This is a genomic window from Desulfovibrio cuneatus DSM 11391, assembly GCF_000430005.1.
In the GTDB taxonomy this organism is placed as follows: Bacteria; Desulfobacterota; Desulfovibrionia; order Desulfovibrionales; family Desulfovibrionaceae; genus Frigididesulfovibrio; species Frigididesulfovibrio cuneatus.
This window is the reverse complement of record NZ_AUCY01000010.1, coordinates 35,949-53,399: the sequence shown is the minus strand read 5'-3', so window position 1 is coordinate 53,399 and position 17,451 is coordinate 35,949. Positions and strand designations below refer to the sequence as shown.

Here is a 17,451-nt window from a genome sequence, read left to right as displayed (position 1 = left end):
GGCTGTGGTGGGTTGAGGGGAGTGGAGGGTGGACACTTTGACGAATAAAAGGCTGAGGAGGTAACACCTCCCCAGCCGGAATGGATGCTTATGCTGTTCGTTTTGTGGGCTTTTTAGCCGGGCGCTTTTGAGCCCCAGCAGCCGCTTTGCCCGCTTTGGGGCCGGGAACCTTTTTTGTGGCCTTGGGGGCAGGGGCAACCTTGGCGGTGGCAATATCCTGCTTGCCTTGTGGGCGGGCACCAGAGGTAATGGTGAAATGCAACGCCGATTTATCCTTATTGGCAGTGGCATTATCCGCTTTACTTGCTGCGGCAGGTGCCTCACGTCCCACAGTCACCAGTACGCTGCCCCCCTTACTGAGCTTGCCAAACAGCACTTCTGCTGCCAGGGGGTCTTCCAGTTGTTCACGCATAACCCGTGCCAGGGGGCGTGCGCCATAGGCGGGGTCATAGCCCACATGAGCAAGGTGCTCCCTCGCTTCCGGGCTGAGAGCAATGTGGACGCCGCGTTCTTGCAGGCGTTCTTGCAGCTCGGCAAAGAACTTGTCCACAATGCGGGTCATCACTTCCTTGGCAAGGGGCGCAAAGGGAACCATGGCATCCAGGCGGTTACGGAATTCAGGGGCGAACATGCGCTCCAGAGCTTTTTTCCCTTTTTCGGTGGAGCTGGCATTGCCGCGTACCGGGCCAAACCCAATGTTGGCGGCAGCCATTTCAAAGGCCCCGGCGTTGGAAGTCATAATAAGAATGATGTTGCGAAAGTCCGCTTTGCGCCCGGTGTTGTCTGTGAGGGTAGCATAGTCCATAACCTGCAACAGTACGTTGAATACATCGGGGTGGGCTTTTTCCATTTCATCCAGCAACAGCACGGCATGGGGTGTTTTGCGCACCGCTTCTGTGAGCAGGCCGCCCTGGTCGAAGCCTACATAGCCGGGGGGGGAGCCAATAAGCCGGGAAACGGTGTGCTTTTCCATGTATTCCGACATATCGTAGCGCAAAAAGGCTACCCCCAGTGAGGCCGCCAGTTGCTTGGCCAGTTCGGTTTTACCCACACCAGTGGGGCCGTAAAACAGGAAAGACCCGGCAGGTCGGTTGGGCCGCCCAAACCCTGCACGGGAACGCAGCACAGCGCGGGTTACCTGGGAAACCGCATTGCCCTGCCCATACACAACGCTTAATAATTCGCTTTCCAGGGTTTTCAGGGAGGCAGTGTCTGTTGTGGTGGCTTTAACAGAAGGGATGCGGGCCATAAAGGCAACTACAGCTTCAACATCCGCCACACCCACAGAAGGTTTTTGCCCGGTTTTGGCAGGCTTTTTTTCTGTTGGCACAGGGGTTGCCGCTGTTTTTGCCGTTGCTTTGGCTGTAGGTTCTGCCTTGGTAAGGGCTTGTTCCCCAATAATTTCCAGCCGTTTTTTGGCACCTGCTTCGTCTATCAGGTCCAGGGCTTTGTCTGGCAGGCGGGCACCTGGCAGGTAACGTACTGCAAGGCGCACTGCTGCTTCCAGGGCAGCCGGGGTATAGCGCACCTTGTGGTGGCTTTCGTAATGTTTTTTCAGGCCTTGTAAAATGGCAACGCATTCGCTTTCTGAAGGTTCTGCCACATCAATTTTCTGGAAGCGTCGGGCAAAGGCCTTGTCTTTTTCCAGGTGGGTACGCAACTCCTCATGGGTGGTGGAACCAATGCAGCGCAATGTGCCATTGGCCAGAGCAGGCTTGAGAATATTGGAAGCGTCCAGGGCACTGCCATTCACTGCCCCGGCACCAATAATGGTGTGCATTTCGTCAATAAACAATATGGCATTGGGGTATTGTTCCAGCCCAGCCAGCACCGATTTCAAGCGGGCTTCAAAGTCGCCCCGGTACTTTGTGCCTGCCATCATGCCCCCAAGGTCCAGGGCAAACACTGTGGCGTTGTGGAAAGGGCCGGGCACCTGTTTGTTGGCAATGCGCAGGGCAAGCCCTTCTGCCAGGGCAGTTTTGCCAACGCCAGGGTCACCCACCAGCAGGGGGTTGTTTTTGCGGCGGCGGGAAAGCACTTGTACAATGCGCTGCAATTCGCCATTGCGTCCAATGAGGGGGTCTATAAGCCCTTTGGCGGCGCGTTCCGTAAGGTTTGTGGTGAACTGGCGCAGCGCTTTGATGTCAATATTCTCTTCATCCTGTCCGCTTTCCGCAGTGTGTTCTTTGGAGGCCTTGGCTACAGTGTGGGAGATATGGTCCAGCAGGTCCAGGCGGGAAATCCCTTGCACCAGAATGTAATGGGCGGCGTAGGAGTTTTCTTCTTCCATAATGCAGGCCAGCACATCGCCCAAGCTGGCTTCCTGTTTTCCGGCAGATTCCACATGCCGGATAAGACGCTGCACGACACGTTGCAAGGCAAGGGTTTGAATGACCTCGCCATTGGTTTCAGAAACCAGGGGCGTGATATCGCTTTCAAAAAAGACATCCAGCTTGTGCTGTAAATTTTTGGTATTCACCCCAATGGCGCGTAATAGTTCGCGTCCGGTATTTTCCAGCAAAATACCGTATAGTAGGTGTTCTAATGTAAAATATTCATGGTGGCGTTTTTTTACTTCTGTAATGGCCAGGGCAAAAGCCCGTTCAAGGTGGCTATCAAACATATTATTCTTCCTCCATGCTGCACCGCAGGGGGTAGCCTGCTTTGCGGGCTTCCGTGTGTACCTGGGAAACCTTGGTTTCAGCAATTTCTTCAGTATATACGCCGCACACGCCAATACCTTTTTCATGCACGCTTAGCATAATGGCTACGGCTTCATCGTAGGTTTTGCGGAAAATAAGAGTAAGCACCCCTACCACAAATTCCATGGTGGTGTAGTCGTCGTTATGCAACAAAACCTTGTAGCGCTTGGGTTCTCTTACCTCTGGTGTGGCAAGGCCCCCAGCTTCATGCTCTGTGGAAAAACGAGGTGTCATGGACGGTCTCCAGCCTTTTCATCGGTATTGGCGCAAGTCTCGGCTGCACGTAAGCGTGCGCTGGTTCTTGCAACGTCGATTAATTTTAGTACAATGGGTATTGTTGCAGCAAAATGCAAGTGCTTCCAGGGCAATTCCCTAATTTCTGCCTGCCTGGCGCTTTTTGCCTGTTTTGCCACGGGTTGTTGTGGGGGCAGGTGGTTCCTGCGGCACAGGTTTTGCCATTTCAGGCTGCGGGGCAGGGGCAGCCACAAGCCCGGAAGGGGGGGGCACCGGGGCAGGGGCACCCAAATGAGTGGCAAAAAAGTTGGCAAGAAATGCATCACGCTCATGGGCAACGTGGTCGCGCGCTGCCCCGGTAAGGGTACCGCACCCTTGGGTTAGCACATCAGAAATTTCCCGTGGGCATGCGGCAAACAGGGAGAAGTGGTCAGTATTGTGTATTTCCAGTAGTTCAGGCATTACGCCCAAATTGGCATAAATGGGTTTGGCATGGCGCAGGGGGGCATACAACCCGTCTTGTGGTGCTTCCACCAGGGCAAGAGCCTGGGGAATGCTGGCGGCAGTGCCGGCAAGCTGCGCACCCCCGGCAGGGGCCACCAGGGCTACAGCCCGGAATACTCTTTGGGAAGCAGGGCGCAAAAAAACATCTGCTTTGCGGTGCTTTTCCTGCACGGGTACAGGGGAAGGCGGGGGACTTTCAGCTTCATCATCAATAATTTCGCGGAAATTGGCAATAACTGGCCCCGGCAGGATAAGCACGGAGCCCTGCCCGTCGGTTGCACCATAGATATAGCTAGTTTGAAATTCCACCGGCAGGTACCGTGGGTTGTCGAACACGCTGTTCAGCACGGCTTCGGTATTGGCATAGCCGTTGCTTTCTTTTTCTTTGGGTTCAGCTTCAGGCGGGGTGCTTTCTTCCCCCTGTGGTGCCGTGCCGGGGGCATCGTCCTTTTTAAAAATACGTGCCCACAGGGAGGGCTTTGCCGGGGGCGGCGCAACTTCTACTGGCTGTGGGGGGGGCACAGGCACGGTAATAAGCTGGGGGGCATAGGTGCCAGGGGCAGGGGTGAATGCATTTTTCCCTTCCTTGGCAATGATTGTTTTCATTTCATTGGCTACGCGGGCCAATCTTTTTTGTACCCAGGGGGCGCAAAAGGGGTCTGCCCCAGGGGCGTTGGCGCAATAGGCTTCAAACCCGGAAAAGTTGGGAGCAATGCCTGCCAGTTGCATGGCCGTGAAGGCCCCTGTGCCAACCCCCACAATACCCATGCGAGATTCATCGGCATAGGGGCCAAATTCCGGGGAAGCCAGCACAAGTTCCAGGGCGCGCAGCATGTCGCGCGGGCGGTCGTACAGGCTGCGGGTGGTATAGGTAAGGGAGCTGTCGTTGTAATTGTCCCCTGGGTGGGTGGGGGCAATAACCAGTATGCCTTGCTGGGCAAGGGCTGTGGCAATGTCGTGGTGGGCAAAGCGGCTGGCGGCTGCATCGTGTGAAAGCAGGACCACAGGGTAAAAACTCGGAGTAATGCGGGAAGTGCGGGTGGCGGCCATTGTGTAGCCGTCTATTTTACTGTTGGTGCCTTCCACCCGGCAGGGAAACCACACCGTTACATCCAGGCGGGAGCCGTGGTCTTCAAAGTTGCCAAACGTATACATGCCCACGCCCTTTGCCAAGGCAGGGGTAGGCAGGCACAGAACACACAACATAAGGGCCACAGGCAAAAAAGGAACGGCCCGCACAGAAAACAGGCGTTGCCAAAAAGAGCATTTGGGCATTGGGCTACCGCTTTACCCGTGCTTTAATGGCTTCGGGCTTGTCCCAAAATTCAAATCTGGGGCCAAATTCCATAAGTTTATTTAAGGGAACCATAACAGACTGTGGCCCAAATGACGCTTCTGCTACCTGGTTTTCAGGAAAATGCAGAGTAAGGCCCAGGTGGTCTATGCTGAAAAAGGCAAAGTTTGCGGCTTCTGGTGCGGTGCCTGCCACTAGCAGGTCGGGGGATTTATTGCTCCAGGGCTGCTTGCTGAGGGCCTCATAAGCAAATGCCGAAAGAAATGGCACCAGGGCGTTGGGCTTTTCAAAAAAATCTTGAAGTTTGAGGATATTGCCTGTTTTCAGGTCAAAGGTAAAGGTAGCCATGCCATGCTGGGTGCCTGAAGCGCCTGTTTCCGTCGCAATAAAAAAAACCACGGAGTTGCACCGGGGGGAATCTGTAAAGGCCTGGTAGGTAATGAGCAGGGAAAAGCGGGCGGAGTTGTCTGCGACTTCCTCCAGCCCTTGGGTGAACAGGCTGACCTGTTGCAGGGCCCACAGGCGCAGGTTGGCGTCAATCACCGGGTGGCCCAGGGAAGGAAAGGAAACATACAGCCGGAAGCGCTCTGCCGAACCTTCAATGGTATGGCGACGTTCCAGGTCTTTATGGCTTTTGATTTTACCTGCCTTGCCTTTGTTGCCGTCGGGTGAGGTGGCGTATACCTGGTCGAAAAATGCGGCAGTATCTGCGGCGGAGTCTTCTGTTGCCAGGGCAGGTGAATACAGCATAAATAGATGCACCACAGCGCTTGCAAGGGCCACCACCAGTATACGGCTGCCCCATGAACAGGCAGACCGAAGGCACCAGGGGCACACTGCGGGGGAGGGGGGAAGGGCGCTTAGGCTAAAAAGGCTGAACATGAATGATTCTCCTGCGTAAAAGAACGCTTCAAGTTCTTTAGCACAAAGCCTTGCAAACGTGAAATGTAAATAGTTGTCTTGTAAAATTACCATGCCATCGGGCGTATGTTCCTTACCATTTTTTAAAAATAACCACCACCGCCAGCACGATAAGCCCAAAGCCCACAAGGTAGTTCCAGCGCAACGGTTCCCCAAGGTACACAACGGAAAATCCCATAAATACCATAAGGGAAAGGGCTTCCTGAATGGTTTTCAGTTCTGTGGCGTTGAAGTAACCATAGCCTATGCGGTTGGCAGGCACTTGCAGGCAATATTCAAAAAAAGCTAGCCCCCAGCTTGCCAAAATGACCACTGGCAGAGCAACGGAGGGAAACTTGAGGTGCCCGTACCATGCGGCTGTCATGAACAGGTTGGAAAGCAGGAGCAGCCCAATGGTGGTTACGGGAATGGAAAGGGAAGGTGCCATGGCGTACCTCCTTAGGACAGACGCATCTTAAAATCTTCATACCCAAACTGGCGCACCATGCGTAACGCGTGGGTACCCTGTTCCGCCAGGGCAATGGCAGGCAGGCCAAGGCCGTTGAAGGTGGTGGTTTTTACCATGCTGTAGTGGGCCATATCCAGAAATATGAGCGTATCCCCCATGTTCAGGGGGGTGTCAAAGGAATACTCACCAATCACATCGCCTGCCAGGCACGATTTGCCCGCCAGGCGGCAGGTCCAGGCGCGTTCCCCTGGTAGGCTGGCGTTGACCACTTCCGGGCGGTAGGGCATTTCCAGCACGTCGGGCATGTGGGCCGGGGCGGAAGTATCCAGCAGCACAATGGGCATATCGGCATCTACCACGTCCAGCACCGTAGAAACAAGCACACCCGTGTTCAGGGCCACAGCTTCGCCCGGTTCAAGGTACACTTGCAGGCCATAGCGTTCTTGCACCCGTGTAATGCACTGGCACAAAAGGTCAAGGTCATACCCGGGGCGGGTAATGTGGTGCCCGCCGCCAAAGTTCAGCCATTTCAAGGTGTGGAAAAATTCTCCGAAGTTGCGTTCCACCACTTCCAAGGTGCGGGCCAGGGGGGCGGCGTCCTGTTCACACAGGGTGTGAAAGTGCAGGCCGTCAATACCTTCCAGGCGTTGCCCGGCAAATGCTGCCCGGCGAATGCCCAGGCGGGAACCCGGCGCGCAGGGGTTGTAAATGGAAACGGCCCCTTCGGAATGTTCCGGGTTGATGCGCAGGCCACATTCAATGGTGCGTCCCCTCTGGCGGGCAGCCTGTACCATGGGGGCAAACTGGTGCCATGCCGCAAAGGAGTTGAACACAATGTGGTCAGCCAATTCCACCAGTTCTGCCATGTCTGCTTCGCTGTAGGCAGCGGCAAAGGCGTGTACTTCCTTGCCAAATTCTTCACGGGCAAGGCGTGCCTCATGTGGGGAGCTGGCACACGCGCCGTGCAGCACCTGGCGCAGCAGGCCAAAGGTGCTGAACATGGCAAACCCCTTCAGGGCCAGCAGAATTTTTGCGCCTGTGCGCTGCTGCACTGTTTCCAGCACGCGCAGGTTGGCCAGCAGGCGTTCTTCATCCACCACAAAGCAGGGGGTGGGCAGGGTGCTTGGCAACAACTGGGGCCAGGGCAGGGGGGCGGCTTTGGGCATGGCAGTGAGTATTCCTCTTAAGCAATGAAAAAAGAAGTGGGGGCAACCCGGTGTTTGCCCCCGCCAATTGGGTCAGGTTACGGAATTACTAATTAAATCAGCATGTCCCTATCCTTCCAGAAACGTTTCCTGCCAGGGCAAGCCGTGCAGGTTGAGTTTTTCCATGAACGGGTCCGGGTCCATCTGTTCCATGTTCCACACGCCGGGCTGTTTCCACTTGCCGGTGAGCATCATCATGCCGCCAATCATGGCAGGCACGCCCGTGGTGTAGGAAATGGCCTGGCTTTGTACTTCGCGGTAGGCTTCCTGGTGGTCGCAAATATTGTACACATAGTAGGTGCGCGGCTTACCGTCTTTCACCCCTTTAATCAGGCAGCCAATGCAGGTTTTGCCTTTGGTGCGGGGGCCAAGGGAGGCAGGGTCTGGCAGCAGCGTTTTCAAAAACTGGATGGGCACAATTTTCTGCCCATTATGCTCCACTTCGTCAATGCGGGTCATGCCCACGTTTTCCAGCACTTTCAGGTGGTTCAGGTAGTTGTCTGAAAATGTCATCCAGAACCGGGCGCGCTTGATGCCTTTCAGGTTCTGTACAAGGGATTCCAGCTCTTCATGGTACATAAGGAAGCATTTTTTAGGGCCAATGCCAGCGGGGAAGTCAAAATTCATGCTCCAGGAAAGGGGGTCGGTTTCCACCCATTCCCCGCGTTCCCAGTAGCGCCCTTTGGCGGTTACTTCCCGGATGTTGATTTCCGGGTTGAAGTTGGTGGCAAAGGGGTAGCCGTGGTCCCCAGCGTTGCAGTCAATAATATCAAGCTGGTGAATTTCATCAAAATGGTGCTTTTGGGCGTAAGCGCTGAATACGTTGGTCACGCCGGGGTCAAAGCCGGAACCCAGCAGGGCCATGAGGCCGCGCTGCTTGAAGCGCTCCTGGTACGCCCACTGCCACTTATATTCAAACTTGGCTTCATCCAGCGGTTCATAGTTGGCGGTGTCCAGGTAGTCCACCCCGGTTTCCAGGCAGGCGTCCATAATGGTCAGGTCCTGGTAGGGCAGGGCAATGTTCATGACAAGGTCGGGCTTGTAGCTGTTTATCAGGGCTACCAGTTCCGGCACGTTGTCTGCATCTACCTGGGCAGTTTGTATAGGGCGGGAAAGCTGGGCAGCAATGGCCTTGCATTTTGATTCCGTGCGGCTGGCAAGCATAATTTCGCCAAATACCTCGGGGTTTTGCGCACATTTGTGGGCCACAACCTGGCCCACGCCGCCAGCGCCAATAATAAGCACTTTTTTCATGGGGAGCCTCCATTAGGGGCTAAGGGAATAATCCCTTAGGGTTGGGGTGGAACACGTTGGTTCCACACGGTTACTGCAACTGCGGCGCCATGCCGCCCATGGGCAGAGATATGTGTTAGGGCAAGCTGTATGTATTGTGTTTGGTTTTGAACGTGGTACGTTGGTAAAACTAACCTTTTTCGCGCAGGCGACCTTTTTCCACTCGGGCTGCGTGGAAATGTACAGGCAGCAAAGCTGCCGTACCCTCCAGCCTCGCTCCCCGGCTCGCTAACGCTCGCGACTGCCGTCGGCTTTAAGGAAGTCGAATTTTCCTGCACAAAAAATTTTATCTTTTCACCAACGCCCCGCCCAAGCACAGCCTCCTTGCGAATATTGTGACGCGCAAAGCTGCGTCCCAATATTTGCAAGGGCTTCGGTGTTTAAGAAAAATGAATCAAAAAATCTCTCAAAACAGGTTCAGGAGGGAGAGGGTATGGGGGAGGGAAACTCAAGGACTTTAGTCCTTGGGGTTCCTTCCCCCATAAAATCTTCCCTTTCTTCCTATCTTTCGTAATACGTATACCCGCGCATGCCGTCTTCAAAGGCCTGCATCAGGGCAAAGCGTTCTGTGGGGGTAATGTGGCCTTCCTGCACGGCATTTTCCGCCAGTTTGCGCAGGTCTTCCACAATGCGGCGCGGGTCGTATTCCACGTAGGAAAGGACGTCTGCCACAGAGTCGCCGGGAATTTCCCGTACAAATTCATACGTGCCGTCTTCATTCACGCGAATGGACACTACGTTGGTGTCGCCCAGCAGGTTGTGCAGGTCGCCCAGGGTTTCCTGGTAGGCTCCCACCAAAAATACGGCGAGGTAATATTCCTCCCCTTCTTTCAGGGGGTGTACGTCCAGGGTATTTTTGACGCCGTGGGGGGCAATAAAGGTTTGAATGCGCCCATCACTGTCGCAGGTAATGTCTGAAAGGATGGCCTGCCGGGTGGGGCATTCGTCCAGGCGGTGCACAGGCATAACCGGGAACATTTGCCCAATGGCCCATGAATCTGGCAAGGACTGAAACACGCTGAAGTTGCCATAGTAAATGTCTGCCAGGGCCAAATCGATTTCCGCCAGGTCTTTGGGCGGGTGGGGTGCCCTGGTTTTTTCCTGGGCAATGCGCTTGATCATGGTCCAGAAAATGCGGTCAGCCACGGTGCGCTCCCGCAGGGAAACCTTGCCGTGCAAAAACTGCTGGCGAATTTCATCGCGGTAGTAAATGGCGTCGTTGTAACTTTCCTGCAAGTTCCGCAGGGTCATGCCTTGCAAGGCTTGCAGCATGTTGCGCGTAGCTTCTGGCGCATCTTCCGCCACTTCTGGCAGGTCTTTTTCGTCACCACTTTCAATGCGGCTTACATCCAGTACGTTGAACAGCAGCAAGGAATAATAGGCGACTGTGGCCCGGCCGGACTCTGTAATAATGTGGGGGTGGGGTGCGCCAGATTCGTCCAGGGTGGCCATAACCGCTTCCACCACGTCAGAGCAGTATTCGTCCAGGCTGTAGTTACGGCTGGAAATGTAGTTTGTGCGCGAACCATCGTAATCCACAGCCAGGCCACCGCCAAGGTCCAGGTAGCCCATGGTGGCACCTTCCTTCACCAGGCCAGCATACATGCGTGAAGCTTCCATGACTGCTTTACGGATGTCGCGAATGTTGGAAACCTGCGAACCCAGGTGGTAGTGCAGCAGGCGGAAGCAGTCCAGCATGTCTTTTTCCCGCAAGGTGTCCACGGCATCGACAATTTGGGTGGCAGTTAGGCCGAAGGTGGAACGGTCGCCGCCGGAATCAGTCCAGTGCCCATTGGCTTTGCTGGCAAGCTTGGCCCGCATACCAATGTAGGGGCGCACGCCCATGTGCTTTGCCCGCTGAATAATCAGGTCCAGTTCGCGTGGCATTTCCACTACAAAAAAGCACTTGTAGCCCATGCGGGTAATAAATAGCCCAAGGTCTATGAATTCTTCGTCTTTATAGCCATTGCAAATAAGGCAGGCTTCTTTGTCGCGCAGTTGCGACATGGCGGCAAACAGTTCTGCCTTGCTGCCCACTTCCAGCCCGTGGTGGTAACGGCTGCCAAACTTGGCAATGGTTTCTATCACCTGCTGCTGCTGGTTCACCTTGATGGGGAAAACGCCCCGGTATTCCCCGTTGTAGCCAAGGGAGGTGATGGCTTTGCGGAAACTTTTGTGCAGCAGGGAAATTTGTGAATCTAAAATATTTTCTACGCGTAATAACACGGGCATATCCAGCCCACGTTGGCGCATGCCTTCAATCACTTGCGGAATGCTTACTCCCACAGAGTTTTTATTGCCAAATGGACGTATAACAACGTCGCCAGTTTCAGCTACGTCAAAATATCCGGCACCCCAGTTGCGAATGCCGTAAAGTTCGGCGGCGTCTTCCGTGTTCCAGCGTTGCAGCGTGCGTTTGCGTGTCAAAGCATACCCTCGAGCCAGGTGGCGGTTGGCAGGTGGCAATGGGCCAGCCTGCGGTTGTGCGCATGGGCGCTGAAATGAGCATTACCAATTCCAAATTTACACGGCCAGAATCGGTATTACGGAACCTGCGGAAGCAGGCAACCAAAACGTCTGGTTTTAACGGAGCAAGGCTGCGGTGCCACTGTGAGCGACTTTCCAGGGAAAACCGTAGTTTTTACTTGAAAGTGGAGTAAGGCACGCAGCGCAATAGCCACACCGCATGCACACCAGCCCATGTACTATGGGCCAGCACCACGCAGCATAGGCCTGTGCGCTGGAAACAGCAACACAAGCGTGGCAAAAAGCGGCAAACGGCCTGAACACAGCGCAAAAGGCTGCCACAACCATGGGCTACCTTTATGGGCGCTGTGGCCGTAAGGCAAAGGCCGGGGCACAACGAAGTGCTTGCAATAGATAAACGAATGGGGAAAAACCGACCGTGAAACGGCGCGGGTTGCGGGTACCAAAACAACAGTACGCAAGGGGTGCTTACGTATGCACAAGAGCGCTAAAATCCGCAGTGGGGGGTGACGCTCTACCAACAATAGCCCAGATGGCGGAACACGGTTCCGCAGGCAACGCCCCGGGCAGTTGTCAGGATGGCCTGCAAGACAGGAGGGCTTTCTGACTGTGGGTGGCTTTTTGGTGGATATACAAAAAGCCGTGGCAATGGTCGCATGCCTGGGCAACCATTCCTTGGTGAATGTGAAAGGCGGTTATTAGAGAAACGCTGATTTATTCCGTTTGGCTGCGTTACTTCGCTTTTTTTGAAACAGTCGAGGACGGAAGAGTTGACTCGGCCCTTCCTGGGCCTCGGCCTTCGGCTCCTGCCCTACGGGCAGTTCCCAATTCCGCTTTCCTGCGGAATTGTCACTCCTGCTTCAAGAAAAGCTGGTGCCTTGCCAAGCGAAATAACTGAGCGTTTCTTAAATGCCATTTAGTCAGTGCTTCCTTAGAGAAAACAGGGGGGGGTGTCAAGAAAAAAAACGCCCTGCCAGTAAGGCAAGGCGTTGTTGTGCTATGGGCGTGGGCGTTACGGCTGTGGGGCAGGGGCAAAGCGCTTGGGGCCTGGGTTATACCAGAGATGTGGGTACCAATATGGGGTAAAACACCCCAAAGGCCGCACAAAAGAGTATTCCGGCCAGGAAAAAAAGCCATTTAAGGCGCAGTGGTGTGCTGCTTGCCCCCACAACCCCCCATAAAAGGGTTGCCATGCCACCAAGGGCTGCGGCAGTGTACAGGGTGCGTTCCAATCCTTCTTGAAAATAGTCTGAAAAGACTAATGATTGCGGTGCAAAGGCTGTGGCAACCGTAAACAGCACCCCGGCCCCGGCGGCCCACCAGGCGGTGGTGCGGGTGGCATAGGCATAGTAGTCGCGGCCAAAGTCGTCTTTGTTGCGGCGCAGGGCAACGCGCAGGCCAGCCAGTAATGCAGCCAGGGCAAGGCCTGTTCCGGCAAGGTGGAGCAGGACTAAGGCGTTTAGCGGGAAGAATTCTGGCAAAAACAGGGTACTGAAAAATGCCTGGGCAGTTTCCAGGGGGACATCTTTAAAAGCCCCGTGCACTTCCGGGGTGGGGTTGTGCAGCAGGCTGGCACCAAGGGCAAAAAGGGGCAGAATGGCCAGGTTTACCAGGGCTACAACCTGCAGAAGCAACGCCTGCAATGCGGCTTGCTTGCGCCATGTTTTCCAGCGTATGGCCCCAAGGGTAAGGCCCAATAATAAAAGCAGGGAACAGCCCAACAGGGTCAGGAGCAGGTGAGATTTGGTTATTTCCTGAAATGTGTTTTGGCTGCCCATGAACAGAAAAAGCACTAAAGCGGCATAGGCAAGCCAAGTTCCTGTAAGCAGGGGGGGGGCCGCCTGGGTTGCCAGCAAATGGGGAAATATTTTCTTTTTTTGTCCGGCAAAGCGCAGCCCAAGGGTGGCAAGGGCAAGGGGGGCAACAAGGGCAAGGGCGAATACCCAATACAAAAATAGCATGGCGCTAAAGTGCAGGGCAGGGTGTTCCAGGGCAAAAGGCAACGTTGGCATTGAAAGGCTCCTGTTGAAATATTCTGTATGTTACCTGAATATTGTCAGGCCATTTTTTGTTGCAGGGCAGTCTATTTTCCGTAAAAAAACAAAATGGGGTGACAGTAAAGGCACACCACACGCTGCGCGAGGTAACTTCACCAGCAAAATCACCTACTGTTGGCCAGCTACCAATTTGAACCACATTGATTTTGCCTGAAAATGCCGCACCCTGCAAGTGCGGGTCGTTAGGCACAGGGGCAGTTGAAAAAAAAAGCATTATCCGTTAGGGTACGTTGCGTTACTGTGCAGTAGTTACCTGCGCGCTTGGGCGCTGTAAGACGAAACGTTTTTATGCGTCATTTTCATTGCGCATGGCATCATTATATTGGGGGTCGCTTGGGCACGCATTTTATTCTGAAATCAACCATGGTTCTTGCCGCTGTTCTGCTTACAGGCTGCGCTGGGTGGAAAACAGAGGAACGACTTTCTTCCCTTGAATCGCAAGCCAAAGGGCAAAAAGTGCTGGACATGCGCCTTTCCCGCGTGGAAGACCGCATGGTAGCCATGGAAGAAGAAATGGGCTCCCTGCAAGGCGGTAAAGGGACCAAAGTGCCCGCTGCCAAGGGCAAAGGTGCCCAGGCTCGCCCAGCGGAAGCCGTTGCCGCCCCAGTGGCACGGGCTGTGCAAAGCCCGGTGGTGGTTTCCCCCGCTCCTGTAGCTTCTGCAGCACCTACTGTATCTGCGGGATCTTCCTCTTCTGGCCTTGGGCCACGCCCGGTGGCAAAGCCGCCGGTGGTTGTGGCAGCAGGGCAAGCCGCAGCCGCAAGCAATGCAGCGCCGCAAAGCCAGGGGAGTGCTTTAACCCAGGCCTTGAGTGCCCTGGAGCAAACCCAGGCCCCTGTGGGTGCCAGCACAGGCAAATCCGGCCCCCGTAAAATTGAGCCGAACCCCATACCCCCTGCCGCACCGCGTGCTGTGCCCCCCCCCGAGGAAGCCCAGGGCCTTGCTAAGTATAAAACCGGGCAGACAGATTATGACACAGCCCTGGCCACCTACGAAAAAGGGAAATACCGCGAGGCCATTCAATTGTTTGAAACGTTTGCCGCTGCCCACCCCAAAAGTACTCTTGTGGGTAACGCCATTTATTGGCAGGGGGAAGCCCGCTATTCCCTTGGGGAATATGCCCAGGCTGTGCTGCTGTTTAAAGATGTGGCAAGCGCCTACCCAAAGCATAACAAAACGCCAGATGCCTTGCTGAAGGCTGGCCTTTCCTACGCCAAGCTCAATGACATGGAAAATGCCCGCTTCCACTGGCAGGTTGTGACGGAAGATTTTCCAAGCAGCCACGCGGCAGCGCTGGCAAAAAAATATCTTTCTGCCAAAAAGTAATGGCATAGCCGCCATGCCTTGCGTGGCGGTTTGTTATGGTAAGTATAAAGGAAACGCTGAGTTATTCCGTTTCGCTACGTACTTGCCAACGCTATTTTATCCGTGATTTCGTATTTCTGAGAGCTGCTAGGGGTGTTGTTATGGTTCCCCTGCGCAATACGTGCATTTGATTGTTAAGGGGGCATGTTGGCAACCTTCCAGGAGCTTGGCCCGGCAGACAGGGCGGAATTATGGGCATGCCTTGCCCTGCGCTATAGCCGCGGGCTGGGGGCTTTGCGTATTCGGCGTTTGCTGGATGTGTTTGGCAGTGCCTATGCAGCCGTGCAGGCGTGCTTTGCTTCGCCCCGTGCCTGGCATGATGTGGGGGTGGCTTCTGTTTATGCCGGGCGTGATTTTATCAAGGAAGGCTGGCGTGATCTGGCCTTGCAGGAATGGACCGTCCTGCAACGGGAAGGGTGTGAGCTGTTGTTGTGGAACATGCCGCAATTTCCCCCGCTTTTGCAGGAAGTGGCCGATGGCCCGTTGTTTTTTTATTACAAAGGTGACCTGAGCCTGCTCAGCAACCCCACGGTGGGGGTGGTGGGTTCTCGCAGTTGCACGCATGAAGGGCTTGCCGTGGCGGCATTTTTTTCACGTGGGTTAAGCCTTGCCGGGGTTACGGTTATTTCGGGCATGGCCAAAGGTATTGACAGGGCTGCCCATGTGGCAGGGCTGAAGGAGTGCGGTAAATCCATTGGGGTGCTGGGCACGGGGGTGGATGTGGTGTACCCCCCAGGCAATGCCGACCTGGCCGAAGCCATGGGCCGTGAAGGGTTGTTGCTTTCCGAATTTGCCCCTGGTGCGGCAGCGGTGGCTGCCCATTTTCCTATACGCAACCGCCTTATTAGCGGACTTTCCCGTGGAGTGCTGGTGGTGGAGGCCGCCGCCCGCAGCGGCAGCCTGATAACAGCCCGGCTTGCCCTGGAACAGGGCCGCGATGTGTTTGCAGTGCCGGGGCATACCACGGCGGCTTGTTCTGAGGGGTGCCGTGAACTTATTCGACGCGGAGCAAAGGCTGTGTTCAATGCCGACGATATTTTACAGGAACTGGCCCCCCTTTTGGCGCAGGACGCTGCCAAGGCCCTGGAGCAGCGCCAGCAGCGTAAGCCCCAGGCAGAAAAAGCCGCCAGCCACGCTTTTGCCTTGCAAGCCAAAGCCCTGGAAGAAGCAGAAGCTGTATTGCCGGAAGGGGAGCTGCCCTGGCGTGTGCCGGAAGAGCCTGCCACAAAGCGTAAGGCCCAAAAAACTGAAGATAAAAAAAGCGTAAAAGCCCCCAAGGCGGGGAAAAGTGCGGCTGAACATGCGGCCTTGCGTTCCTTCCAGCAAGAGTTGTTTTTTCCCTATCAGGCCGTGGATGGGGCGTTACTTACCCCCGGTGTCGGGTTAGCAGGGGCCGTTGCTGCGCCGCCCGATGCAACCGCTGGTGTCGTTTTCGGAGCCGCCAATACCCCGCCTGAAAATTTTGACGGAGCCGTTTTGGGTGCTGTTTCCACTCATTTTCCTGTGCCACCCGAAATATCTTGCTCAACGCCGGAGCGTGCCGCGCCAGACTCTGGTCCTTCTGATGGTTTAGAAGGCAGCGGGCAAAGCGCGGAATGTCTGCTTTGCGCTTTGGAAGGCCTTGGCCTTTCTGCGGAGGAACTGCTTGTGGCGCAACAGCTTGCAACCCCCGCTCACATAGATGATGTGTGCCGTGCCCTTGGCATGGCTGTAGCTGCGGTAAGCGGTACCCTGGCCATACTGGAAATTCGCGGTGTGGTGCAGCGGCACCCTGGCATGGTGTATAGCCTTGCCCGGCAGGGGTAAGCCTGCCATGGCAAATACTACGTCTTTTGCTGCAATGCCCCAGCCTTTGGCCCTTTTTTTGGCACATCTGGAATTTGAAAAGGGGTATTCTTTGGCTACGCTGGAAGCTTACCAGCGCGACCTTGCCCAGTTTGGAGCGTTCATTGAGGGAATTGGGGCCAGCCTTGCCACGCCGGAAGGGGTGGAAAAACGCCATGTGCAGCGCTTTCTGGCGGAACTGCACCGCCTTGGGGTAAAAAAAACTTCCGTTGGACGCAAGCTTTCGGCGTTGCGCTCGTTTTTTCGTTTTTGCCTGCGCCTTGGCAAGGTAACAAGCATGCCCACTGAAGGCATTGGCAACCCCAAAACAGAAAAGCGCCACCCGGTGTTCTTGAATGTAGACCAGGCATTTGCCTTGCTGGAAGGGGCTGGGCCAAGTGCGGCAGTTCATACAGGGAGAGCAGGAAACGTTACGGCCAAAGGTGTTTCTGGAGAGGAAAGCTCTTGTATGAACTCTTCAGCCCCAGGAATTTCCAAGGAAGCTGCGTTGTGGTCGCGCGATATTTGCCTTGCAGAATTGCTGTATGGTTCGGGCTTGCGTATTAGCGAGGCCCTGGCCCTTTCTTTTCGAAGGGTGGCAGGCCACACAGGGCATGTGCGCGTGCTGGGGAAAGGGGGCAAGGAGCGCCTTGCTCCGCTTACTGAAGAATCGGTTTTAGCCCTGGAACGCTGGCTTGGCCTGCGGCCCCAGGTGGCCAGCCAGGGTGAACTAGCCCTGTTTGTGGGGGCGCGGGGCGCTGCCTTACAACGGCGTGAAGCCCAGCGTATTATTGAGCGCTTGTGCCAGCAGGCAGGTTTGCCTGCGGTGGTTTCTCCCCATGCGTTGCGCCATTCTTTTGCCACCCACCTGCTTGAGGCAGGGGCAGACCTGCGCAGCGTGCAGGAGCTGTTGGGCCATGCCCGCATTGCCACTACCCAGCGCTATACCCACGTGAGCCTGGCCCACCTCATGCAAGTATATGCCAAGGCCCACCCAAAATCAGAGAAAGAATGAGGAAGTGGCCCTTGGGAGCAGTGTTGTTTCCAGGGGGAGATAATAACTACAAGCAGAGAAGACTCTTCGTACCAGCTGCAACGAAGAGCAAGGGAACTGTAT

12 protein-coding genes are annotated in these 17,451 nt (G+C 55.3%); 3 read left to right on the top strand and 9 right to left on the bottom strand.

The window, feature by feature from the left end; translation table 11 throughout:
* Nucleotides 1-88 precede the first annotated feature (88 nt).
* The 9 genes from clpA to G497_RS0101080 form a co-directional block, all read right to left on the bottom strand.
* Nucleotides 89-2,623, bottom strand: coding sequence for an ATP-dependent Clp protease ATP-binding subunit ClpA (gene clpA, locus G497_RS16080; RefSeq protein WP_084515830.1), 2,535 nt, complete (start codon nt 2,621-2,623; stop codon nt 89-91).
* A gap of 1 nt (nt 2,624) precedes the next feature.
* A complete protein-coding gene (gene clpS / locus G497_RS0101135) occupies nt 2,625-2,936 on the bottom strand; it encodes an ATP-dependent Clp protease adapter ClpS (protein WP_027186767.1) in 312 nt (103 codons plus the stop codon).
* A gap of 138 nt (nt 2,937-3,074) precedes the next feature.
* Nucleotides 3,075-4,715, bottom strand: a complete 1,641-nt coding sequence (locus tag G497_RS18800; RefSeq protein WP_027186766.1) for a hypothetical protein — start codon at nt 4,713-4,715, stop codon at nt 3,075-3,077.
* Nucleotides 4,716-4,719: 4 nt separating this feature from the next.
* The gene (locus G497_RS0101125) at nt 4,720-5,616 is read right to left on the bottom strand and encodes a DUF3298 domain-containing protein (protein ID WP_156907868.1); all 897 of its coding nucleotides are present in this window, start codon (nt 5,614-5,616) and stop codon (nt 4,720-4,722) included.
* Nucleotides 5,617-5,728: 112 nt separating this feature from the next.
* Nucleotides 5,729-6,082: a DMT family protein gene (locus G497_RS0101120; RefSeq protein WP_027186764.1), complete on the bottom strand. Its 354-nt coding sequence runs from the start codon at nt 6,080-6,082 to the stop codon at nt 5,729-5,731.
* Nucleotides 6,083-6,093: 11 nt separating this feature from the next.
* Nucleotides 6,094-7,269, bottom strand: a complete 1,176-nt coding sequence (nspC, locus tag G497_RS0101115) for a carboxynorspermidine decarboxylase (protein ID WP_027186763.1) — start codon at nt 7,267-7,269, stop codon at nt 6,094-6,096.
* A 108-nt stretch (nt 7,270-7,377) separates the two neighbouring features.
* Nucleotides 7,378-8,562, bottom strand: a complete 1,185-nt coding sequence (locus G497_RS0101110; protein ID WP_027186762.1) for a saccharopine dehydrogenase family protein — start codon at nt 8,560-8,562, stop codon at nt 7,378-7,380.
* A gap of 540 nt (nt 8,563-9,102) precedes the next feature.
* Nucleotides 9,103-11,028, bottom strand: a complete 1,926-nt coding sequence (speA, locus tag G497_RS0101105) for a biosynthetic arginine decarboxylase (RefSeq protein WP_027186761.1) — start codon at nt 11,026-11,028, stop codon at nt 9,103-9,105.
* Nucleotides 11,029-12,140: 1,112 nt separating this feature from the next.
* On the bottom strand, nt 12,141-13,100 hold the full coding sequence (locus G497_RS0101080; RefSeq protein ID WP_027186759.1) for a hypothetical protein: 960 nt from the start codon (nt 13,098-13,100) through the stop codon (nt 12,141-12,143).
* A gap of 408 nt (nt 13,101-13,508) precedes the next feature.
* Between G497_RS0101080 and ybgF the strand changes: the two genes are divergently transcribed.
* The 3 genes from ybgF (at nt 13,509) to G497_RS0101060 (ending at nt 17,349) form a co-directional block, all read left to right on the top strand.
* Nucleotides 13,509-14,471 (top strand): tol-pal system protein YbgF, encoded by a 963-nt coding sequence (gene ybgF, locus G497_RS18795; protein WP_169726949.1) that lies wholly within the window; start codon nt 13,509-13,511, stop codon nt 14,469-14,471.
* Between the two features lie 183 nt (nt 14,472-14,654).
* The gene (dprA, locus tag G497_RS20530) at nt 14,655-16,316 is read left to right on the top strand and encodes a DNA-processing protein DprA (protein ID WP_034636046.1); all 1,662 of its coding nucleotides are present in this window, start codon (nt 14,655-14,657) and stop codon (nt 16,314-16,316) included.
* A 7-nt stretch (nt 16,317-16,323) separates the two neighbouring features.
* Nucleotides 16,324-17,349 carry a tyrosine recombinase XerC gene (locus G497_RS0101060; protein WP_245576329.1) on the top strand — a complete coding sequence of 342 codons (1,026 nt, stop codon included), beginning with the start codon at nt 16,324-16,326 and terminating at the stop codon, nt 17,347-17,349.
* Nucleotides 17,350-17,451 lie beyond the last annotated feature (102 nt).